The organism is Bacillus sp. EKM501B, assembly GCF_011800505.1.
In the GTDB taxonomy this organism is placed as follows: Bacteria; Bacillota; Bacilli; order Bacillales; family Bacillaceae_G; genus Bacillus_A; species Bacillus_A cereus.
Window position 1 is genome coordinate 1 of record NZ_JAALFZ010000004.1, and the last position, 22,661, is coordinate 22,661.

The window sequence follows — 22,661 nt, forward strand, 5'->3', positions numbered from 1 at the left end:
CAAAAGCTAAAGAAGAAGAAAAAGCAAGAGAAATAGCAAAAGCTAAAGAAGAAGAGAAGGCAAGAGAAATAGCAAAAGCTAAAGAAGAAGAGAAGGCAAGAGAAATAGCAAAAACTAAAGAAGAAGAAAAAGCAAGAGAAATAGCAAAAGCTAAAGAAGAAGAGAGAGCGAAAGAAGCATCTAAAAACAACATACAGTCTGCTAAACGTGAATTAACGGTAGTAGCGACAGCGTATACTGCTGATCCAAGTGAAAATGGTACATATGGTGGACGCGTTTTAACTGCGATGGGGCATGATTTAACGGCAAATCCGAATATGAGAATTATCGCAGTTGACCCGAAAGTAATCCCATTAGGATCTAAAGTATGGGTAGAAGGCTATGGAGAAGCTATTGCTGGTGATACTGGAAGTGCAATTAAAGGTAATCGTATTGATGTTTTAATGGGTTCAAAAAGTAAAGCTATGAATTGGGGAAGACAAACTGTTAAAGTGAAAATTTTATAGTAACAATAATTATCCAAATAGAAGTCAGTTCTCTTTATTGAGGCTGGCTTTTATTTTTTTAGTAGAAGGATAATAGGATTTTTAAATGGCTTATTACTAAACCTGTAACAAAACATAAAAATTGTATGATGTTTAGAAAATAAAACTATTAAGAATGAGGTAAGGAAGTAGAACAGAAGTTTATTGAGAAGTAGAGAAGAGTAGTATGTTGAAAACGAAGGATTAACGTATAATGAAATGTATAAATTGGATCAAATCGTTTACTAAACACTTTCACTCATAATAGTGTAATTAAGTTCAAAGGATAGGTGTATTTCATGAAAGAAGTAAGAGAATATATTGAAACAAAGAAACAAGGTGTATTGGAGCTGCAAATAAAAGAAACTGAAGAAAAGTTAGGTGCTGCTTTCCCAAATCAATATAGGGATCTTATTAAATTAGTTAATAATGCTGAAATAGGGGAATGGATACTATATCCGATTAAAGATAATAGAAATGTAACGAAAACTTGGGATGATATAGTTAGACAAAATGTTGACATGAGAGATGAGTATATGCCAGAAAACCTTATCATAATTGGTGACGATGGTTCAGGGGATAAATTGTGCTTTAAAATAAATAATGGAAAAATGGATGATGAAATATACATTTGGTATCACGCGGATGACGAAATGGAAGAAATATCTCCGAGTTTAAAAGAATTTATTATGGAAACTATTCAGGAAGACGATGTTTTTTAGTCTTAATTATTATCATTTTGTGAATCATTCTTATAAAAGGCGAGGATAGAATATGACAACAGAATTATATGGTGCACATTGCAAAGAAAGGAAAGGGTATAGAGTAATTGAAGGAAGAGGTTCATATAATCATTATTTTGGCGGTCAAGATTGTAATTTGCCAGTATGTAAGTTATGCGGTGAAAAGATGCATCAAATTCTCTGTTTTGATTTAAAAGATGGGAGACTTGCTGAACTTAAAAGTAATGAACTAAATATTTTACCATTCGTTTCATGTTTAAACTGCGCGATGGTATGGGAACCGCAATATTTTCAGTTAAGTGATGGAGGGAAAACTGTTCAAATCATACAGCAGCAAAATACAGAAGAATGGATAATGGAAGAGGAATATAAGTTACCAGTTTTATTACCAAAAACAACGGTAAAGCTTATAAATATGAAAAATGAAGATATACCTACAGATGAAGATAGTTACTGGGAAGCTTTTGACTTGTTCGGTTCTGAATATGTATGTAGATTATTAGGGGTACCGTTATATGATGATCTTCCAAAGGATTTGGCGTGTCCAACTTGTGCGAAAGAGATGAAATATGTTGCTACAATTACTCAAGATATTGAGGAACGTGGACTTATTTCAGTAGTTAATTTCCAGTTTGGGGAAATGAATATATACTATTATTTATGTATAGATTGTTCAATTATAAAAACTGAAATACAAAATACATAACAAGCCTAACATAATATGTTAGGCTTGTTTTTTGATCGCAACATCATTAAGAATTGCATCAAATATATCTTTTTGCGTAAAGTTATCTGTAAAAATAGTTTCTCTGGCAACCTTAATAGTATCGTGCGGATTATACCATTTTTGTAGGGAATCTTCACCAAATTCGTGTCGTTTGTCCCTTGTGTTATGTCGTCTAATAGTTTCCTCTAATGATAAATCAAAGTAATATGCAAATGCATTTTCATCAAAATAACGAATTAATTCTTCTAACATCTCACCATACCTATGACTGTTCAATATACCTTCTAAAATAACAAATTCACATTTTCCTTTTCCGTACTTCGTAATTTCAAATAGTAAATCATGTGATAAATTACCCATTGTGTCGTGTACTCTAAGCATATCTCTACGTACAACATCCTGTGATACTAAAAGTGTCCCTTGTCCGAAATGTTCTTGTAGTTGTTTTGCAATCGTTGTTTTACCACTTGCGGAGTTTCCTCTAAGAATGATTAAAGTGGATGTAAATATAGGATTAGACATAATGTATTCCCCCAACAGTATTAATTATATAGAAAATTTTAACAAATAAAGTGAGGAAAGTGTATAATCAATATGATGGATATTTAAGGAGGGGGGTAAGTTTCGTTATCTAGGGGCATTTTTTATTGTTCAGTTACTGTTTATTTTGTGTGAAATAACTGGGTGGGTACCAAACTTTAGGCCAGGCGGAGAGTTTTTTAATAGAATATTAAATTCTCAATTTTTCACTGAATGGTTCACACTCTATACAATCCCGCAATTTAACGTATTTACAGCATTTTTTGCGATTACATTACTACCATATGCATTAGTAGGTGCAATGAAAGATGTAACAGCAAGAAAAAATATAAAGGAATAATAGAGGTAGAATATGCTTTTTCAAAAAGAAGGTTTATTGATTAGATACGTAATGGAAGATGATGCATCTATCATTTCTAAATGGTTAATGGACCCAGCAGTCCTGCGGTATTACGAAGGACGAGATAATCCGCAATCTGTAGAAAAGGTGCTTGATCATTTTATACATAGTCCAAACAGTAATGAAAAAAGATGTTTAATAGAATTTGATAACATTCCGATTGGTTACATACAAATGTACCCAGTGGATTCAGAGTGGAAAGCGTTATATGGCTATAAAGAATCACAAAATGTATGGGGTATGGACCAATTTATCGGTGAACCAGCCTATTGGGGAAAGGGAATTGGAACAAAACTCGTTCAGGCAGCAATTACATATATTATGGGTGAAATGGGAGCAGAAGCAATTGCAATGGATCCGAAAGTAAATAATGAACGAGCAATAAAGTGTTATGAAAAAAGTGGATTTAAAAAAGTAAAGATTTTAAAGGAACATGAGTTGCATGAGGGGAAATTAGAAGATTGTTGGATGATGGAATATAAACAATAATAATGGCTTATACAAACAAAGGGGGATGTGTGAAATGAAAAAAGCATTAATCGTAATTGATGTGCAAGCGGGTATGTATACAGCTGGAATGCCAGTACATAATGGGGGAAAGTTTTTACAAACATTGCAAGAGCTTATTAGGGAATGTCGTTCAAATGATATTCCAGTTATTTATATCCAACATAACGGTCCTAAAGATCATCCGTTAGAAAAAGGTACGGATGGATGGCGAATCCATGCGGCCATCGCTCCGCAAGAAGGAGATCATATAGTTGAAAAGACGACTCCAGATTCATTCCATAATACAAACTTAAGCGAAGTGTTACAAGAGAAAGGAATTGAACACGTTATTCTTTCGGGAATGCAAACAGAGTATTGTGTAGATACGACAACGCGCAGAGCATGTAGTGAAGGATATAAAGTAACGTTAGTGAGTGATGCACATAGTACATTTAATACAGAAGTGTTACGTGCTGAAGATATTGTGAAACATCATAACGCAGTATTGGGAGCGTTTGCGGATGTTGTTGCAGTAAAAGACTTAAAAGTGGCTGCCTCTAAATAAGAGGCAGTTTTTTATTAGAAAAAATAGCGTCAAATATTGTTAGTAGGTCGGTATTTTGAAATAATCACTTATATAATTTCACGTACCATAATGAAAAAATAAAAAAAGGAGCACCACATAATTAAAAAGGGCGCTCCTGCATTAAAACGTTACTTTTTTTTATCTTTATCCAATATATTTTGTTCTTCAGCAAACTCTGTACCATATGCAAAGCGGCGATTAATACGAATGTTATCATTGTTGTGCCTTGTATGAGAGTTAGAGAAGCGATGAACGATTACTTCAGATAAAGTGAAGACGATGGCAGAAAGGATACTGCCCCATGCAATTTGCATATAGTTGTCTAATAAAATATTACCGAAAATCCATACGCTTAAATATGTTAATAAGAAATCCGACATAATGGCACCAGTATTGCCAATTCGATTTAAAATGATTTTATCAACGAACATGTAGGATACGATTGTAACAAAGAGACTGAATGAAATAATTTGAACAAACGTTGCAGGGAAAAATAAAGCAAGCCCAATGCTAAATGCGATAATGCACGATATAAACTTGATAAGCACTACTGTGAAATCATTCAAAATTTACACCTCCGATTTATACATAGTTTTTCAATAAATTCTGGAGTTCATACATTGTAACGGATTTATTTACATAAAACTTTTTCATGTTCGGAATTTAGTCTAAATATTATAAAAACAACGAAAAAATGTTATAGTAAAATGAGAGTGTATGACATTTTTAGGTAAGGGGGAATCCAGGATGTGGATTACTTCAGAAGTAGAAATTCCAGATGAGTTAATTGATCACCTTGAGCAAGGAAAGTTAGTATTATTTGTTGGAGCGGGAGTTTCTATGAAAGGGAAATCAAACTTACCGAATTTTGATGATTTAGTTGATGAAATTGCAAAAACGTTATATGTCGAAAAACGTGAAATAACAGAACCACATGATTATTATCTTGGTAAAATTGCGAAAACAAAAGATGTACATCAAGTCGCAAGAGATCTTGTTCATATAGAGAAATCAAAACCGAATCCATTGCATTATGCAATTCCAAGGCTATTTCCTTTAGATACAGATATCCGCATTGTAACAACAAATTTTGATCAACATTTTACAACAGCAATTAAAGAAATAAATAGAGATATCAATGTTTATTACGCTCCAGCTTTACCGACTGGGAGAGCTTTTAAAGGTCTTGCTTATATACATGGTAATGTAGAACAGGAGAAAGAGGCTTTAATTTTAACAGATGGTGATTTTGGAAGGGCTTACTTAACGGAAGGGTGGGCGAGAAGATTTTTAGTTGATCTATTCTCAAATTACACCGTTTTATTCATTGGATATAGTCATAATGACCCAGTAATGAAATATTTAGCAACTGGTTTACCACCAAGTACAAGACGATTTGCTTTTGTCGCACAAGGAGAAAATACGTACCATTGGGAACATTTAGGGATAAGACCAATTGTGTATCCGAATAAGGGGAATAACCATCAACCCCTCGTAAAAGCAGTAAAACGCTGGGCTGAATTAATGGGTGATAATTATATTACGAAAAGAATGCGTATTCGGGATATTGTAACGGTTCCCCCGTCAGTAGAACAGGAACAATTATCATACATAAAGCAATCGATTAAAAAAATTGAAACAGTACGTTACTTTGTGGAATTTGCTCATGATTATGAATGGGTCGAATGGTTAGAAGCAGAAGGTAAATTACAAAATTTGTTTATGCTTACGCCAAACTATAATGAAGTAGATGAATTACTTGCAGAATGGTTAGTGGAACAATTTCTTTTTAGTCATCAGAAAGAATTATTTCAATTAATTTATAAAAACTATTCTAAAATATCACCGTTATTATGGAGAACAATTTGTAACTACTTAAACGAAACGAAGAGTAAGATGGACCCGCTGTTGTTTGCAAGGTGGACACTCCTTTTATTAGAAACAGCTGAAAAAGATAGTAGCTCTATAGAAAAGATTTCTAAGTTACTGCAAAAATGTTCTTTTCCTGAGCATAAAGAAATTGCCTTATTGTTACTAACTTTTATTTTAGACGGAAAACTGAAGTTGAAACGTGTAAGAAAATGGGGGAATGATACGCAAGAATCAATAGAACTCGAGGAATCGAGTCGCTTACCAGTATCTACATTTTCTCATGTGGAGCAAATTTGGAACGAAAAGATGAGGCCATATATCGCTTATTATGCTGTTCCAATTATGATGATTGGATTAGAAAAATTGAGAATGTTGTCGTTAAGACAAACGGCACTGAAAAAAAGAAATAAGGAAAATGTAGAGAAAGAGTTTCATCAAAATGATCTTGCATTTTTAATACGAATTGTAAAAGAGTGTCTAACTTATTTATGCGAAAACAATGAGAAAAAAGCGGATTATTATATTACAGAAATGATAGAAGCAAATAGTGTACTTCAAAAGCGAATTGCAATTGATGCGATGAATAAAAATATTTTTGTTCGTGTAGATGACAAAATGAAATGGTTGTTACATGAAGGACTTCTTTTAGATTTCACTTATAAACACGAAGTTTTTCAACTTTTAAAAAGGCATTATGCATATTGTTTAGAAAAAACAAAAGAAGAAGTCACTCGAACTGTAATAAAGCATCTTACAGAAGAGAGGGTATTTGATGCATATCTCGTATTAGACTTATTATTCAAGTGTGATTCAAATAGCCCATCTACGGCAAATGGGTATGAGTTAATGAAGCAAAAGCATCCTCATTTTCATTCTGAACGATACAGTGTACAAAAGAAAGAGGATACAGCAGAAAGCATTACTTGTAATGTAACTGCTGACGGATTATTGCAGCTGAAAGATGTTGAAATTATGAAGCAAGTTCAGCAATTTTCGCAAGATGGTGTTTTTGAACAACGCCATTTTTTAGAGATGTTATCAAAAGCATGTAAATTAAACACAGAGTGGAGTATTTCATTTGCATACCAATTAGTAGGAGTGCAAGAAATAAGTAATGAAGTATGGTTTGTTTGTATTAGAGAATGGCGAAATAATCGAGGATTGACGAATGAGCAAATCCAAAAAATTATTCCGCTATTGCAGAAATTTGTTAGAAATACTGCTTTTCATTGGTTAATTAGTAGTTTTCTATATGAAATTAGTAATCGACTAGAAGAGTTAGAAGAGAATAGTATACGTGTTGTAAAACGATTTGCTTTTTCAGTGTTCCCTCAAGTTATGAAGAGTGATACAGACTTTAAGCTTGGGAAACAAGATTTTTATAATGAATCAATTCAGCATCCAGTTGGAAAAATGACGGCTGTATTATTAAAGTTGTTATCATATGATCATTTATACGATCGTAATGTATATGAATATTTATTTTTATTTGAAGAACAAGTAAGAGTTAATTCGGAACGAACAAACTTTATGTTTGCTCGTTTAATAGCAGATATTACATTTCTATATCATATTGAAAAACAATGGTGCCGAAAATATTTGTTACCATACTTAGATTTAAAAAAACAAAACGAGATTACGGAATATGCATGGGCCGGCTTATGTTACACGCAAATAAATTTACCTTTATTTACAGAAATGAAGCGATTTATTAAGTATGCGATAGAACATTTGGAAGTGTTACATCCGCATACGAGAGAAGCTTTCTTGAAGTGGCTTAGCTTTGTATTTATTAAATGTGTACTATATTGGGAGCAAAAAACAAATTGGTTATACCCGTTACTCATACTAGAAAATGAAGAAAATAAAATTAAGTTTATGCAGTTTTTATGCTATTACGTCAAAACATTAAGTGTAAAAGAACAACAAAAGTTTTGGACAGCTTGGCTCAGTGTATTTTTGCGAGAACGACCAAAAATGGGTGAGATAACTGCGAGAGAATATGTGATGCTTTTACGTATTATTTTATACATGGATGAAATATTAGAAAAAGGATTATGTATTATGTCTCGTGCATTTTCAAGTGTACATGGTAAATGTACAGGTGAGGAAATGAAGCGGTTATTGATTGAAATGCTTCATAAAAAAGAAAGTATGAAAGCGCATAAAGAAATGTTTGCAAATGTGTTTTTTATTTTACTACAAACATGTCACGAAGCCGTTTTATTTGAAAAAGAAATCATACAAATAAAAGAATTATTAGTTCAGTATGAAGTAGAGGAATATGTTTTACATTTACTAGAAAATGAAATAATTCGCATAGGAATTGTAATGGGTGATTTACAAAAAAAATTATAGGACGAAAGTGGAATTTAAAAAAATATATAAAAAGTTGTTGACAGTGTTTTGAAAAGCGTTCTATAATACGAATCATACTTATTCAATTTCAAAAACATTTGAATAAACAAAGTGCAATGAAGAGATCACAGTAGTGGTTAGTCTTACTGTAACAGAGAGCTGGTGGTTGGTGTGAACCAGTACAGGGATAATCATGAATTACAGTCTTGGAGCATCTTTTTCGTAATAAAGATAGTTTGTCTTTATGAGGAAAAAGCGGTCAATTGATCGTTAACAGTGAAGAGAGGTAGACGGAAAGTTAGTCTACAACTAGGGTGGTACCGCGATAAATATCGTCCCTACTGATTTATTCAGTAGGGACTTTTTGTATTTTAGTGGTTCAACTTGAAAATTAAATAGTCATGCATTGAAAGGAAAAGCAGTAGTTGTTGTTTCCCTGTAACAGAGAGCTGGTGGTTGGTGCAAACCAGTACATAAACAAGAGCGAATTACAGTCCTGGAGCATCTTTTTCGTAGTAAAGATAGTATTGTCTTTATGAAGGGAAAGACGGTCAGATGATCGTTAACAATGAAGAGAGGTAGACGAAAGAAGTCTACAACTAGGGTGGTACCGCGATAAATATCGTCCCTACTGATTGAATCAGTAGGGCTTTTTTGTACAAAAAAGTGGGTTTTTAACTAGTAGTTCATGTCTTTGTACGAATTATTAGTTTAAAATAAGAAGAGGTATCGATTCCACTATAAATTTGTATAATTAGTCAGTTCAGAAAATAGAGAATTTTTTATTCTCTTACTATACTTTTAAAACATTAGAGGAGGATTTCCAAATGGCAAATCATGAATTAGATCAATTACGTAAACAGGTAGATGAAATTAACTTACAACTATTACACCTTTTAAACAAACGTGGTGAAATTGTTCAAAAAATTGGAGAGCAAAAGCAAGTACAAGGCACGAAACGCTTTGATCCAGTACGTGAGCGTGAAGTACTTGATATGATTGCAGAGCATAACGAAGGACCATTCGAAACATCAACAGTTCAACATATTTTCAAAACGATTTTCAAAGCAAGCTTAGAGTTACAAGAAGATGATAACCGTAAAGCGTTACTAGTATCACGTAAAAAGAAACAAGAAAATACAATTGTTGATGTAAAAGGTGAATTGATTGGAAACGGAACACAAACGTTCATCATGGGACCTTGTGCAGTAGAAAGTTTAGAACAAGTTCGTCAAGTAGGGCAAGCGATGAAAGACCAAGGCTTAAAATTAATGCGCGGTGGTGCATTCAAACCGAGAACTTCTCCATATGATTTCCAAGGTTTAGGAGTAGAAGGACTTCAAATTTTACGTCAAGTAGCAGACGAGTTTGACTTAGCAATTATTAGTGAAATTTTAAATCCGAACGATGTTGAAATGGCATTAGACTACGTTGATGTAATTCAAGTTGGCGCACGTAACATGCAAAACTTCGATTTATTACGAGCTGTAGGTAAAGTTAACAAACCAGTATTATTAAAACGTGGATTAGCAGCAACAATTGATGAGTTCATTAACGCAGCGGAATACATCATTGCGCAAGGTAACGATCAAATTATTCTTTGTGAGCGCGGTATCCGCACATACGAAAGAGCAACACGTAACACATTAGACATTTCTGCAGTACCAATTTTAAAGAAAGAAACACATTTACCAGTTATCGTTGATGTAACACATTCAACTGGACGCAGAGATTTATTATTACCAACAGCGAAAGCGGCACTTGCAATTGGCGCAGATGCAGTAATGGCTGAAGTTCATCCAGATCCAGCAGTTGCATTATCAGATTCTGCACAACAAATGGACATTCCAGAATTCCATAGATTCATGGATGAGTTAAAAGGTTTCAAAAATAAATTATCTTAATTCCATATCATATATGCATTGAAGAGGAAACAGTAGTGCTTATCTCACTGTTAAAGAGAGCTGATGGTCGGTGTGAATCAGTACAAAGGTAAGCATGAATTACAGCCTTGGAGCATCTTTCCCGACAACTTTTGGAGGGTAAGACGGTCGAATGATCGTTAAAGAAGAAGAGAGGTAGACGAAAGAAGTCTACAACTAGGGTGGTACCGCGATAAACATCGTCCCTACTGAGCGCTCAGTAGGGACTTTTTTGTACAAAAAAATAGTAAAGGGGCAAGAGAAATGAGATACATTACAGCTGGAGAATCACATGGACCGCAGTTAACAGTTATTTTAGAAGGTGTACCAGCAGGTTTGACACTTACGGCGGAACATATTAATAAAGAATTATTAAGAAGACAAAAAGGTCATGGACGCGGAAGACGTATGCAAATTGAAACAGATACAGTTGAAATTGTAAGTGGTGTTCGTCACGGGATGACACTTGGATCACCGATTACGTTAATTGTAAAAAATGATGATTTCAAACATTGGACGAAAGTAATGGGTGCAGAGCCAATTTCGGAAAAAGAAAGTAAAGACATGAAACGTACAATTACAAAACCACGTCCCGGACATGCAGATTTAAATGGAGCAATTAAATATGGTCATCGTGATATAAGAAACGTATTAGAGCGGTCATCTGCAAGAGAAACGACAGTTCGTGTAGCTGCTGGTGCAGTTGCAAAACAAATTTTAAGCGAATTAGGCGTGGGAATTGCAGGACATGTTCTTGAAATTGGTGGAGTAAAAGCAAAACATATTTCAAACTTATCAATTGAAGAAATTCAAACAATTACTGAAAACTCACCAGTTCGATGTTTAGATAAAGAAGTAGAGCAAGAAATGATGAATGCGATTGACAACGCAAAAAGTAGTGGAGATTCAATCGGTGGTATTGTGGAAGTCATTGCAGAAGGTATGCCGATTGGCGTTGGTAGTTACGTTCATTACGATCGTAAATTAGATGCAAAACTTGCTGGTGCAATTATGAGTATAAATGCATTTAAAGGTGCTGAAATCGGCGTAGGTTTTGAAGCGGCACGACAACCAGGAAGCAAAGTGCATGATGAAATTCTGTGGGATGAAAAAAAAGGATACACGAGAAAAACGAATAATGCCGGCGGTTTAGAAGGTGGTATGACAACAGGTATGCCAATTATCGTAAGAGGCGTGATGAAGCCAATTCCTACTTTATACAAACCGTTAGCAAGCGTTGATATTGATACGAAAGAAGCATTCCAAGCGAGTATTGAAAGATCTGATAGTTGCGCAGTACCAGCAGCGGGTGTAGTAGCTGAATCTGTTGTGGCATGGGAACTTGCAGATGCACTAGTCGAACAATTCGGAAAAGATCGTATGGAATTATTAAAACAAAACATTATGCAACACAATAACTACGCAAAAGAATTTTAATAAAAAGGTGGGTTTAACGTGCAAGTAAAAGATCAACTATCATCATTACAACCATATAAACCAGGTAAATCACCAGAACAAATGAAAGAAGTGTACGGAGATCATTTGTTTGTGAAATTAGCATCGAATGAAAATCCATTTGGTTGTTCACCGAGAGTTTTAGAAGAGTTGCAAAACTCTTGGTTGGAACATGCTTTATATCCTGACGGAGGTGCTACAACGCTCCGTCAAACAATCGCAGATAAGTTGCATGTGCAAATGGAACAAGTACTTTGTGGTAGTGGTTTAGATGAAATCATTCAAATGATAAGCCGCGCCGTATTACGAGCGGGAGATAACATTGTAACAGCAGGTGCAACATTCCCGCAGTACCGCCATCATGCGATTATTGAAGGCTGTGAAGTGAAAGAAATTCCTTTAAATAAAGGTGTATACGATTTAGACGAAATTTCGTCAGCGGTAAATAATAATACGAAAATCGTATGGATTTGTAATCCGAACAACCCGACGGGCACATATGTGAATGAGCAAAAATTAACTCAATTTATTGAAGACATTAGTGAAAATACGTTAATTGTCATTGATGAAGCGTACTATGAATACGTAACAGCAAAAGATGTCCCTGAGACATTACCGCTTTTAGAAAAACATAAAAACATTCTTGTACTTAGAACGTTTTCTAAAGCATACGGATTAGCTTCTTTCCGCGTTGGATATGCGATCGGACAGGAAGAGCTAATTGAGAAATTAAATGTCGTACGTTTACCATTTAACGTATCTTCATTAGCGCAAAAAGCAGCGACGATTGCTTTTGGTGATGACGAGTTTATTAAAGAAATAGTTCACATGAATACAGAAGGGTTACAGCAATACGAGAGTTTCTGTAAGGAAAACGGTATACCATTTTATTCGTCACAAACTAATTTCATCTTCTTACCGGTAGATAATGCTGGAGAGATTTATGAAGCTTGTGCACATGCAGGATTTATTATTCGTCCGTTCCCGAATGGTGTCCGTATTACAGTTGGAACAAGGGAGCAAAATGAAGGGGTGATTTCAGTGTTAAAACAACACTTTGAAAATAAAAAAAATAAGTCTCGAGATGAGGCAAATGCGTAAAAAGGTAGTATTAATTGGAACAGGTTTAATAGGAGGCTCTCTCGCATTAGCAATTAAGAAAGAGCACGATGTAACGATAACAGGGTACGATATATTTAAAGAGCAAGTAGAGCGTGCAAAAGAATTACACGTAGTAGATGAAATAGGAGTTGATTTACAGCGTGCATGTGAAGAGGCACATTTAATTGTTTTTGCTTCTCCAGTTGAAGAAACGAAGAAGCTATTACACAAACTTGCGTCATTCCGTTTACGAGAAGATGTTATAGTGACTGATGTTGGTAGTACAAAAGGGTCTATTATGAACGAAGCGGAAGCTTTATTTTCAAAGGATGTTTCTTTCATTGGTGGACATCCGATGGCGGGTTCTCATAAAACGGGAGTTGAAAGTGCAAAGGCACATTTATTTGAAAATGCATTTTACATTTTAACACCGATGAATCACGTGCCAAATAAACAAGTGGAAGACCTTAAAGTATGGTTAAAAGGAACAGGGTCACATTTTCTTGTTTTAAATACGGAAGAACATGATTATGTAACAGGGATCGTTAGTCATTTTCCGCACCTTATCGCAGCAGGTTTAGTAAAGCAAGTTGAGAAACATGCAGGAGATAATCCGCTCATTCATCAACTAGCTGCTGGAGGTTTCAAAGACATTACACGTATCGCATCTAGTAGTCCAAAAATGTGGAGTGATATTGTAAAGCAAAATCGAGAGCATTTAATGGTATTATTAAAAGAGTGGATCTCTGAAATGGAAGATTTATATAAAACAGTTTCTACCGGAGATGCAGGCGAGATTCAAAACTATTTTGCAGATGCGAAAGAATACCGTGATTCTTTACCAGTAAGAAAGAGAGGGGCAATTCCTGCCTATCACGACTTATACGTCGATGTATTAGATAAGGTGGGGGCATTGGCTCATATTACGAGTATTTTAGCGCGCGAGGAAATTAGTATTACGAACTTGCAAATATTAGAAGCGCGTGAAGGACTGCTTGGGGTATTACGTATTAGCTTCCAAAGGGAAGAAGATCGTATGAAAGCAAAGCTAGCGCTTGGAGAAGAAGAATACCAAACTTATGAAACAATTTAAATGAGAAGGTGAAAAACGTGAAAGAAAGAACAATACAACCTGTTAATAACGGATTGAATGGCAACATTACAATCCCAGGTGATAAATCCATTTCACACCGTGCTGTTATGTTCGGTTCTATTGCAGAAGGGAAAACAACAATTAAAGGTTTCTTGCCCGGTGCAGACTGTTTAAGTACGATTTCATGTTTTAAAGAAATGGGAGTAGAAATTACGCAAAACGGTGATGAGGTTACTGTAGTTGGTAAAGGATTAGAAGGTTTACAAGAACCGAAAGCTGTATTAGATGTTGGTAATTCTGGTACAACAATCCGATTAATGTCAGGTATATTAGCTAACACACCATTTTTCTCTTGCGTACAAGGTGATGAATCTATCGCAAAAAGACCGATGAAGCGTGTAACAAACCCATTAAAACAAATGGGCGCAAACATAGACGGCCGAGAAGAAGGAACATTTACACCGTTAACAATACGTGGCGGCGATTTAAAAGCAATTGAATATATTTCTCCTGTTGCAAGTGCACAAGTAAAGTCGGCTATTTTACTTGCAGGTCTTCGTGCAGAAGGTGTAACAGCTGTTACAGAACCACATATTTCACGCGACCATACGGAAAGAATGCTCGAAGCATTTGGTGTTAAAGTAACTCGCGAAGGGAAAACAGTGAAGCTGTCAGGTGGACAAAAATTAACAGCAACAGACATTCAAGTGCCAGGTGACGTATCATCAGCAGCGTTTTTCTTAGTAGCAGGTGCAATCATCCCAAATAGTAAACTAGTATTACAAAATGTAGGAATGAATCCAACCCGTACAGGTATTATTGATGTTTTAGAAAAAATGGGTGCTACGTTCACTGTAGATCTAATTAACGAAGAGGCATCAGAACCAGCTGCAAATATTACAATCGAAACATCTTCATTAAAAGGAATTGAAATTGGCGGAGATATTATCCCTAGATTAATCGATGAGATTCCTGTAATCGCATTAGCGGCAACGCAAGCAGAAGGAATTACAGTAATTAAAGATGCATACGAATTAAAAGTAAAAGAAACAAACCGTATTGATACAGTCGTTGCTGAGTTAACGAAACTAGGAGCTCGCATAGAAGCAACTGATGACGGTATGATCATTTACGGAAAATCAGCTCTAAAAGGCAATACAGTAAATAGTTATGGTGATCACCGTATCGGAATGATGCTTGCAATTGCTGGCTGTTTGGCAGAAGGAAAAACAATTATTGAAGATGCAGAAGCAGTAGGTGTATCATATCCTACATTCTTTGACGAACTTCAAAAGTTAGCTAAATAAAAAGGGTGGAAAGCAGATACGTGATGTATCTGCTTTTTTTGTTAAAACGTCCTTGTAATTTCACTTATCGAACTATAATAGTAAGAATTATGATACAATTCAAACAGAGAATGGAGGAGAATTATATGAATGTCATACAATTAAAAGAAGATAAGTTTAGAGAAGCATTACGTTTATCAGAATACGCTTTTCAATATAAAGTAGATGAGGAACGATTACAGCAGCAACTTACAAAAATGAAGGAAAGTCATGAAATATACGGCATTATGGAAGGGGAAGACTTAGCTGCAAAACTACACCTCATCCCGTTTCATATTTACATAGGTAAAGAAAAATTTAAAATGGGTGGCGTTGCAGGAGTAGCGACGTATCCAGAGTACAGAAGAAGTGGGTATGTAAAAGAGCTACTTCAACATTCACTTCAAACAATGAAAAAAGATGGCTTTACAGTCTCTATGTTACATCCATTTGCTGTTTCGTTTTACCGTAAATACGGCTGGGAACTTTGTGCGAATCTACTCAAATGTCATATAAGTAAGAGCGATTTAGTGATGAAAAAACAAGTAAATGGTACTGTGAAACGTTTTAATAAAGAAAATCATCCAGAAGAAGTCGAGAAGCTCTATGAAGCATTTGCAGAACGTTTTTCATGTATGTTAGTTCGAGAGAAGAACTGGTGGTTACAAGCGGTTTATGATGATTTAACATTAGCGATTTACTATGATGAAAATAAAAAGGCAGCAGGTTACATGTTATACAAAATAGAAAACTATAAAATGACAGTAGAAGAATTTGTACCACTGCATAATGAAGCACGAAATGGTCTGTGGAACTTTATTTGTCAGCATGATTCTATGATTAAAGAAATTGAAATGACAGTAAGTGAAAGCGAACCGTTATTATATTCATTGCAAGAGCCGCGCGTGAAGACAGAAATAAAACCATATTTTATGGGAAGAATTGTAGATGTAGAGCAGTTCTTAAAACAATATGAGTTGAATTGGAGCAATGTACAGCAAGAAGTGATCCTAAACATTACAGACGCATTTGCTCCGTGGAATAACATAACAGTGAGACTTGCAAATCATGAAATAACAATAATAAAAGAAAAAACAATAGATAAAGGCATCAAACTGGATATAAACGAGTTATCTACAATAATGTTCGGCTATAAACGTCCGTTACAACTGAATGAATTAGAATTAATTAGCGGAAGTGAAGAGGAAATACAAGCGTTTGAGAAAATAGTTCCGGTACGAGAAGCATTTATTTATGATTTCTTTTAAGTTTTCAATAGAAAATTGGGCTGCCCAAAAACAATTTTTGGGACAGCTTTCTCTTTGGTTGTCGGTAAGTCGATATATCCTGAAAATCGCTGATATAATTGGAGATGCGCCGATATATTCTGAAAATCGCTGATATAATTAGACTTGCGCTGATATATTCTAATAATCGTTGATATAATTTTTTCACTAAAACGTAACTATACTTTGTCACGCACTTGACTTTTAATCCATGTAATTTATAATTAAAAACGGAATGAATTTTCATTCCTGGAAATAGAGGTGGAAAAAATGGCTAAAAACAAACAAGAGGATATTTTTGATGCTGCGATGCAACTTTTTGCAGAGCGTGGTTACGATGGTACGACAATTCCAATGATCGCTGAAAAGGCAAAAGTCGGTGCGGGTACTATTTATCGCTATTTTGAAAATAAAGAGGCACTTGTTAACTCATTATTTTCAAAAAGTATGTTACAGCTTTCTGAAATAATAAAAACGGATTTTCCTGTTGAAGCAAATATTCGTGAACAGTTTAGTCATACGTACAACCGTTTATTTGAATTTGCGAGAAACAATGTAGATGCTTTTTTATTTACAAATTCTCACTGTGATAGTTATTTTCTTGATGAACAGAGTAAGAAAATATTTGATGATTTTATAGGCTTCTTTATGAATATTATTGAAGATGGAATCGCAAAAGGTTTTCTTCGTCCATTGCCTCCAGTTGCTTTAATTATTATTGTATATCAACCGCTAGAAAAATTAACGAAAGTAATTGCAACAGGGCAATTAGAATACTCGAAAGAGTTAGTAAAAGAATTAGAAGAAAGCTCTTGGAACGCTATTAGAATCATTTGATTCTATAGCTTTATAAGGAAAGGAATGAATATTCATTCCTAAATAGATTTAAAAAATGAGAGTAGGAAAGGATGTTTGTGTAACTAAGGGAATGAACATTCATTCCGGAAAGACTAGTTTAATAGAATTTACAAAATAATGTAATAGAACAATAGGAATGAACGTTCATTCCGTTACTAACGTGAAACTTTCAAAACGGGAGATGATTCAAATGAGCAAGTTAAAAAGTTGGAGAAGTTTATCTTTTCTATTATGGATAGTTATTACTATTACAATGGTCGTAACGATGCCTAATATGGATCAATTAGTGAAAGAAAAAGGGAAAATTACAATCCCTAATACAAAGCAAAGCAGTATTGCTGACAAGATGATGAAAGAGATGGATAAAGAAGGGGTTGAAAAGTATGAAATTATAGCCGTTTTTAATAGTGGCAATAAGGCAGCTTTAACAGATGAACAAAAAAAGGAAATAACAAAAACAATCAACGCCCTGCAAAATGAAAAAGAGCAATTAGGAATTAAGGAAGTTGTTTCACATTTAGACAATAAAGACTTGGAGAAACAATTAGTTTCTAAAGATAATACGACTATTTTAACGCAAATATCGATAGATAAAAAACATGGTGAAATATCAAAAGTTTCAAATAATCTTCATGAAAAAGTGCAAACGAAAGGGGTAAAAACGTATTTAACAGGAAGTGACTTAATAGCGGGTGATTTTCTTAAATCCTCTCAAGAGGGAGTGAAAAAGACAGAAGTTATTTCAATCATTTTCATTCTTGTAGTATTAATCCTCGTATTCCGTTCACCAGTTGTTCCAATTGTTTCTCTTCTTACAGTTGGTATATCGTATTTAGTTTCAATGGGGATTATTGCCCAGCTTGTAGATCAATTTAATTTTCCATTCTCAAACTTTACACAAGTGTTCGTAGTCGTCGTCCTGTTTGGGGTAGGAACAGATTATAACATTTTATTATATACGAGGTTTAAAGAAGAATTAAGTAAACAAGAAAATGCATTTTTAGCTACGAAAGAAACATTCAAATCAGCAGGTAAAACTGTATTATATAGCGGAATAGCGGTGCTAATTGGTTTTGCATCACTTGCTTTAGCAAGTTTTAAATTATATCAATCGACTTCAGCGGTAGCAATTGGTGTTTTAGTATTATTACTCGTATTAACGACTTTAAATCCATTTTTCATGGTGCTTTTAGGAAAAGGAATGTTTTATCCAGTTAAAACATTTAAAGGTCATGAGGATAGTCGCTTATGGGGATTCTTTGCGAAAAACTCAGTAGCAAGGCCATTTGTCGCTTTAATCATCGTATTCGTAATATCGATTCCTTCCGTATTAAAATACTCTAATACACTTAATTACAATGATTTATTTGAAGTGGATAATAAGTATGAATCCAAGATGGGTATTAACGTAATAGAGGATCATTTTCCGCCTGGTTTCTCTTCACCGAGTACATTAGTCATTCAATCTGATAAAAAGCTGGATGAAGGAACTTCTCTACAAATTTTAGACGAATTAACTGATAAAATTTCGAAAGTTAAAGGTGTGTCAGAAGTATATGCACCAACACGTCCAACTGGTGAGAAGATAAAAGAATTATATTTAAATAAGCAAGCGGGAGAATTGAATACAGGATTAGGAGATGCCGATGGTGGCATAAAGGAAATTAATGATGGATTAACAGATGCGAAAAATAAAATGGGAAGTAATGATTCAAATAGTCTTGCGAATGTTCAAAAATTAATTGATGGAACGAACGAGGCGAAAAACGGGGTATCAGCATTAGGAACAGCTTTACATCAATTATCAAATGGCATAAACGACGGTGCACAAGGAGCACAGCAAATTGAGAGTGGTTTAGCTTCAGTAAACGAAAATATAAATGTTCTATCTAATGCAACGTCGCAGCTGCATGCTGGTTATGCACAGTTAGAAAAAGGTTTAAACTCTTACGATCAATTCTTCGGAAGTATTTTTCAAGCGATTGATGGTGCGAAAAAGGGATATGAACAAATTGAAATGTTAATGACCAATTTCGTTCAAACGAAACCAGAATTAGCGAATGATCCAAACATACAACAAACGATAGGAATTGCTAAAGAGGCTCAAAAGAAATTAAGCGTACTTTCAAATGAATTAAATCAATTAGCAACACAGCACAAAACGGCGATGAGTTCATTTAAAGAAGCGAATCAATCGTTACTGAAAGTGGATAACGGCTTAAAAGAAATGAGCAATGGAGTTAATAAGTTACAAAAGGGAGCAGCCGATCTTAAAAATGGATTAAATGAAGGTTCTTCAGGTTCAAAACAAATTGCAAATAAATCAGTTGAGTTACAATCTGGATTAACGAAAATAAACGATGGGCAAGGACAACTTTTAACGGGCCTTAAAGACCTGCAAGAAAAGATGGGGCAATTACAATCCGGTTTATCTAAAAGTACAGAAGGGCTTGGAAAAGTAAGTAATGGCCTGCATGACGCACAAAAATATTTAGGGGAGCTCAATGAATCGAAGAGCTCTGAGAAGTTTTATATTCCAAAAGAAGTGCTAGAGGGAGAGGATTTCCAAAAAGCATTGAACACGTACATGTCACAGGATAGAAAAATTGCTAAAATGACTATCATTTTAGATGTAAATCCGTATTCAAAAGAAGCGATGCCAATTATTCAAGAAATCAATAAAACAATCGATGGCACTGTAAAGGGAACGGAATTACATGATGCGAAAACAGCAATTGGCGGAACAACAGCTAGAAACGTTGATTTAAAAGAAGTAACAGGGCAAGATTTCTTACGTACAGCTACAATTATGTTAATTGGAATTGCGATTGTATTAATCGTAATTACACGCTCATTACTAAACACAATATTTATTATTGGCTCATTACTATTAGCGTACTTCGCATCACTCGGTATAAGCGAACAAATTAGTGCACATGTATTACATGTAGATTCATTAAGCTGGAATGTTCCATTCTTTAGCTTCATTATGATTGTCGCTTTAGGAGTGGATTATAGTATTTTCGTAATGATGCGCTATAACGAGATAGAAGGGGATTCGGTAACGAAAATTGTAACTGCATCTCGTCATATAGGAGGAGTTGTATTATCAGCGGCGCTAATTTTAGGCGGGACATTTGCAGCATTAATTCCATCAGGTGTATTAACACTTATACAAGTTGCATCAGTAGTTGGCGTTGCACTTCTTCTATTAGCTTTAATTGTGATGCCGATATTATTACCGGCGTTAATAGGGTTAACGAGTAAAATGAAGAGTTACAAAGAGAAAATAATAAATACGAAATAAGAAGAGACTGTAGGGAATGATTTCTCTACAGTTTTTTCGGTATATAATATTTCAGATGAAAATGAATCCGATATATTACAGAATGAGCAGTGAAAGGTTATATGAGAAAGAGGTCGATGATATACATACAATAGCTAGGGGAATGGACAAAAACTATCCGATTTCATTGTAGAAAGGTAATCAACCGTTGCTATTCATCCAGCTTCTACTATATAATAGCTATAGTCTACAATAATTGAGTCGTAATATGCGATTTTTTAAGACAATCGGTGAGAAAACGCTGAAATAAGCGGTATTAGTAGGAGGACACAAATGATTACAGTAAGTAACGTTAGTTTGCGTTTCGCGGATCGCAAATTATTTGAAGATGTTAACATAAAATTCACGCCAGGTAACTGCTACGGTTTGATCGGAGCAAACGGTGCTGGTAAATCTACATTTCTAAAGATTTTATCTGGAGAAATTGAACCATCAACAGGTGACATACATATTACGCCAGGTGAGCGTCTAGCAGTATTAAAACAGAACCACTTCGAATATGAAGAGTTCCCAGTATTAGAAACAGTAATTATGGGTCACACGCAACTTTACAAAGTAATGCAAGAGAAAAATGCTATTTACATGAAAGAAGACTTTAGTGATGAAGATGGAATGCGCGCTGCTGAACTTGAAGGTGAGTTCGCTGAGCTTAACGGTTGGGAAGCTGAGTCAGAAGCTGCAATTCTTCTTAAAGGTTTAGGTATTGGTGAAGATCTTCATGATAAGAAATTGTCAGAATTAACTGGGGCAGAGAAAGTAAAAGTATTACTTGCTCAAGCTTTATTCGGTCAACCTGATATTCTATTATTAGATGAGCCTACCAACCACTTGGACTTAAAAGCGATTCAATGGTTAGAAAATTTCTTAATGAACTTTGAAAACACAGTTATCGTAGTATCCCATGACCGTCACTTCTTAAATAAAGTATGTACGCACATGGCTGACCTTGATTTCGGTAAAATTCAACTTTATGTTGGTAACTATGACTTCTGGTATGAGTCAAGCCAATTAGCTTTAAAATTAACACAAGATGCTAATAAGAAAAAAGAAGAGAAAGTAAAAGAGTTACAAAACTTCATTGCACGCTTTAGTTCAAACGCTTCTAAAGCGAAACAAGCAACTTCTCGTAAAAAATTATTAGACAAAATTACATTAGATGATATTAGACCGTCATCACGTCGTTACCCATTCGTTGGCTTCACACCTGAGCGTGAAGTAGGAAATGACTTATTAACTGTTGAAGGTCTTTCTAAAACAATTGATGGTGAAAAAGTGTTAGATAATGTGTACTTCACTTTAAATAAAGGTGATAAAGTTGCATTTATCGGCCGTAACGATATTGCGATGACAACATTATTTAAAATTCTTATGGGTGAAATGGAGCCGGATAGCGGTTCATTCAAATGGGGTGTTACAACCTCTCAATCTTACTTCCCAAGAGATAACTCTAAGTACTTTGAGAACAGTGATTACAACTTAGTTGAATGGTTACGTCAATTCTCTCCACAAGATGAGTCTGAAAGCTTCTTACGTGGTTTCTTAGGCCGTATGTTATTCTCAGGTGAAGAAGTTAAGAAGAACGTTTCTGTATTATCTGGAGGCGAAAAAGTTCGTTGTATGTTATCTAAAATGATGTTAAGTGGTGCGAACGTAATCACACTTGACGATCCAACGAACCACTTAGACCTTGAGTCAATCACAGCATTAAACAACGGTTTAATTGCATTCAAAGGTACAATCTTATTCACATCTCATGACCATCAGTTCGTGCAAACAATTGCAAACCGCATTATCGAAGTAACACCAAACGGTGTAATCGATAAAGAGGCTACTTATGATGAGTTCTTAGAAAATGAGGAACTTCAAAAACAAGTAGATGCAATGTACAAAGGTCAATAATATATAATGAAAAAACTCGTTCTTTTTAGAGCGAGTTTTTTTGTCGAGAAAACGTAACATCGCTGGTCGGTCAAATGAATAATTATTCAAATATAATATTAATGAACAGGAGAATTCTTTCATGTATGGAAGGGATG

18 protein-coding genes and 3 other annotated features are annotated in these 22,661 nt (G+C 34.8%); of the genes, 16 read left to right on the forward strand and 2 right to left on the reverse strand.

The genetic code is table 11. The annotated features are described in order from the left end of the window. The 3 genes from HFD78_RS10890 to HFD78_RS10900 all read left to right on the forward strand — a co-directional run. A partial coding sequence (locus HFD78_RS10890; protein WP_238797727.1) for a 3D domain-containing protein occupies nt 1-506 on the forward strand: 506 nt, incomplete at its 5' end. Nucleotides 507-823: 317 nt separating this feature from the next. Further along, nucleotides 824-1,246: an SMI1/KNR4 family protein gene (locus HFD78_RS10895; protein WP_000665936.1), complete on the forward strand. Its 423-nt coding sequence runs from the start codon at nt 824-826 to the stop codon at nt 1,244-1,246. A gap of 52 nt (nt 1,247-1,298) precedes the next feature. After that, on the forward strand, nt 1,299-1,973 hold the full coding sequence (locus HFD78_RS10900) for a hypothetical protein (RefSeq protein WP_000206086.1): 675 nt from the start codon (nt 1,299-1,301) through the stop codon (nt 1,971-1,973). Between the two features lie 18 nt (nt 1,974-1,991). Here the strand turns inward: HFD78_RS10900 and HFD78_RS10905 are convergent, their stop codons facing one another. Continuing rightward, the gene (locus tag HFD78_RS10905; RefSeq protein ID WP_000070080.1) at nt 1,992-2,516 is read right to left on the reverse strand and encodes a kinase; all 525 of its coding nucleotides are present in this window, start codon (nt 2,514-2,516) and stop codon (nt 1,992-1,994) included. Nucleotides 2,517-2,595: 79 nt separating this feature from the next. On the opposite strand from HFD78_RS10905, the gene HFD78_RS10910 reads away from it, so the two are divergent. The 3 genes from HFD78_RS10910 to HFD78_RS10920 are packed head-to-tail and all read left to right on the forward strand — an operon-like array spanning nt 2,596 to nt 3,988. Beyond that, nucleotides 2,596-2,874 carry a YfzA family protein gene (locus tag HFD78_RS10910; RefSeq protein WP_033667163.1) on the forward strand — a complete coding sequence of 93 codons (279 nt, stop codon included), beginning with the start codon at nt 2,596-2,598 and terminating at the stop codon, nt 2,872-2,874. Between the two features lie 12 nt (nt 2,875-2,886). After that, complete coding sequence (locus tag HFD78_RS10915; protein WP_000898764.1) at nt 2,887-3,423, forward strand: GNAT family N-acetyltransferase; 537 nt, start codon at nt 2,887-2,889, stop codon at nt 3,421-3,423. Between the two features lie 34 nt (nt 3,424-3,457). Then, on the forward strand, nt 3,458-3,988 hold the full coding sequence (locus tag HFD78_RS10920) for a cysteine hydrolase family protein (RefSeq protein ID WP_000709536.1): 531 nt from the start codon (nt 3,458-3,460) through the stop codon (nt 3,986-3,988). A gap of 149 nt (nt 3,989-4,137) precedes the next feature. On the opposite strand, the gene HFD78_RS10925 is transcribed toward HFD78_RS10920, so the two are convergent. Next, a complete protein-coding gene (locus HFD78_RS10925; protein ID WP_000997702.1) occupies nt 4,138-4,575 on the reverse strand; it encodes a YndM family protein in 438 nt (145 codons plus the stop codon). Between the two features lie 181 nt (nt 4,576-4,756). On the opposite strand from HFD78_RS10925, the gene HFD78_RS10930 reads away from it, so the two are divergent. The 10 genes from HFD78_RS10930 to HFD78_RS10975 all read left to right on the forward strand — a co-directional run bounded on the left by HFD78_RS10930 (nt 4,757) and on the right by HFD78_RS10975 (nt 22,524). Beyond that, entirely contained in the window at nt 4,757-8,239 is a 3,483-nt protein-coding gene (locus HFD78_RS10930; RefSeq protein WP_000265205.1) for a DUF4020 domain-containing protein, read from the forward strand. A gap of 107 nt (nt 8,240-8,346) precedes the next feature. Next, nucleotides 8,347-8,582: a binding site (T-box leader), on the forward strand. Nucleotides 8,583-8,636: 54 nt separating this feature from the next. Continuing rightward, nucleotides 8,637-8,872, forward strand: a binding site (T-box leader). Between the two features lie 194 nt (nt 8,873-9,066). After that, complete coding sequence (locus tag HFD78_RS10935; protein WP_001273575.1) at nt 9,067-10,143, forward strand: bifunctional 3-deoxy-7-phosphoheptulonate synthase/chorismate mutase; 1,077 nt, start codon at nt 9,067-9,069, stop codon at nt 10,141-10,143. A 9-nt stretch (nt 10,144-10,152) separates the two neighbouring features. Continuing rightward, nucleotides 10,153-10,372 (forward strand) — a binding site (T-box leader). 53 nt (nt 10,373-10,425) lie between these two features. Beyond that, entirely contained in the window at nt 10,426-11,598 is a 1,173-nt protein-coding gene (gene aroC, locus HFD78_RS10940; protein WP_001269429.1) for a chorismate synthase, read from the forward strand. 18 nt (nt 11,599-11,616) lie between these two features. Next, on the forward strand, nt 11,617-12,717 hold the full coding sequence (hisC, locus tag HFD78_RS10945) for a histidinol-phosphate transaminase (protein WP_097814009.1): 1,101 nt from the start codon (nt 11,617-11,619) through the stop codon (nt 12,715-12,717). Then, the gene (gene tyrA / locus HFD78_RS10950) at nt 12,710-13,810 is read left to right on the forward strand and encodes a prephenate dehydrogenase (RefSeq protein WP_001228131.1); all 1,101 of its coding nucleotides are present in this window, start codon (nt 12,710-12,712) and stop codon (nt 13,808-13,810) included. Before hisC ends, tyrA begins: the two co-directional genes overlap by 8 nt. A 17-nt stretch (nt 13,811-13,827) precedes the next feature. Then, entirely contained in the window at nt 13,828-15,117 is a 1,290-nt protein-coding gene (gene aroA / locus HFD78_RS10955) for a 3-phosphoshikimate 1-carboxyvinyltransferase (protein ID WP_097814010.1), read from the forward strand. Nucleotides 15,118-15,242: 125 nt separating this feature from the next. Beyond that, nucleotides 15,243-16,403, forward strand: coding sequence for a GNAT family N-acetyltransferase (locus HFD78_RS10960; RefSeq protein WP_001100916.1), 1,161 nt, complete (start codon nt 15,243-15,245; stop codon nt 16,401-16,403). A 288-nt stretch (nt 16,404-16,691) separates the two neighbouring features. After that, nucleotides 16,692-17,258 (forward strand): TetR/AcrR family transcriptional regulator, encoded by a 567-nt coding sequence (locus HFD78_RS10965; protein WP_001107303.1) that lies wholly within the window; start codon nt 16,692-16,694, stop codon nt 17,256-17,258. A 211-nt stretch (nt 17,259-17,469) separates the two neighbouring features. Continuing rightward, the gene (locus HFD78_RS10970; protein ID WP_191968074.1) at nt 17,470-20,586 is read left to right on the forward strand and encodes an MMPL family transporter; all 3,117 of its coding nucleotides are present in this window, start codon (nt 17,470-17,472) and stop codon (nt 20,584-20,586) included. A gap of 312 nt (nt 20,587-20,898) precedes the next feature. Further along, the gene (locus HFD78_RS10975; protein ID WP_000633864.1) at nt 20,899-22,524 is read left to right on the forward strand and encodes an ABC-F family ATP-binding cassette domain-containing protein; all 1,626 of its coding nucleotides are present in this window, start codon (nt 20,899-20,901) and stop codon (nt 22,522-22,524) included. Nucleotides 22,525-22,661 lie beyond the last annotated feature (137 nt).

Bases quoted from the DNA above. Each gene is read 5' to 3' on its own strand.
- HFD78_RS10900 (WP_000206086.1), top strand. From the start codon at position 1,299: ATGACAACAGAATTATATGGTGCACATTGCAAAGAAAGGAAAGGGTAT.
- HFD78_RS10915 (WP_000898764.1), top strand. From the start codon at position 2,887: ATGCTTTTTCAAAAAGAAGGTTTATTGATTAGATACGTAATGGAAGAT.
- HFD78_RS10975 (WP_000633864.1), top strand. From the start codon at position 20,899: ATGATTACAGTAAGTAACGTTAGTTTGCGTTTCGCGGATCGCAAATTA.
- HFD78_RS10930 (WP_000265205.1), top strand. From the start codon at position 4,757: ATGTGGATTACTTCAGAAGTAGAAATTCCAGATGAGTTAATTGATCAC.
- aroC (WP_001269429.1), top strand. From the start codon at position 10,426: ATGAGATACATTACAGCTGGAGAATCACATGGACCGCAGTTAACAGTT.
- HFD78_RS10920 (WP_000709536.1), top strand. From the start codon at position 3,458: ATGAAAAAAGCATTAATCGTAATTGATGTGCAAGCGGGTATGTATACA.
- tyrA (WP_001228131.1), top strand. From the start codon at position 12,710: ATGCGTAAAAAGGTAGTATTAATTGGAACAGGTTTAATAGGAGGCTCT.
- HFD78_RS10965 (WP_001107303.1), top strand. From the start codon at position 16,692: ATGGCTAAAAACAAACAAGAGGATATTTTTGATGCTGCGATGCAACTT.
- HFD78_RS10895 (WP_000665936.1), top strand. From the start codon at position 824: ATGAAAGAAGTAAGAGAATATATTGAAACAAAGAAACAAGGTGTATTG.
- HFD78_RS10960 (WP_001100916.1), top strand. From the start codon at position 15,243: ATGAATGTCATACAATTAAAAGAAGATAAGTTTAGAGAAGCATTACGT.
- HFD78_RS10970 (WP_191968074.1), top strand. From the start codon at position 17,470: ATGAGCAAGTTAAAAAGTTGGAGAAGTTTATCTTTTCTATTATGGATA.
- HFD78_RS10935 (WP_001273575.1), top strand. From the start codon at position 9,067: ATGGCAAATCATGAATTAGATCAATTACGTAAACAGGTAGATGAAATT.
- HFD78_RS10905 (WP_000070080.1), bottom strand. From the start codon at position 2,516: ATGTCTAATCCTATATTTACATCCACTTTAATCATTCTTAGAGGAAAC.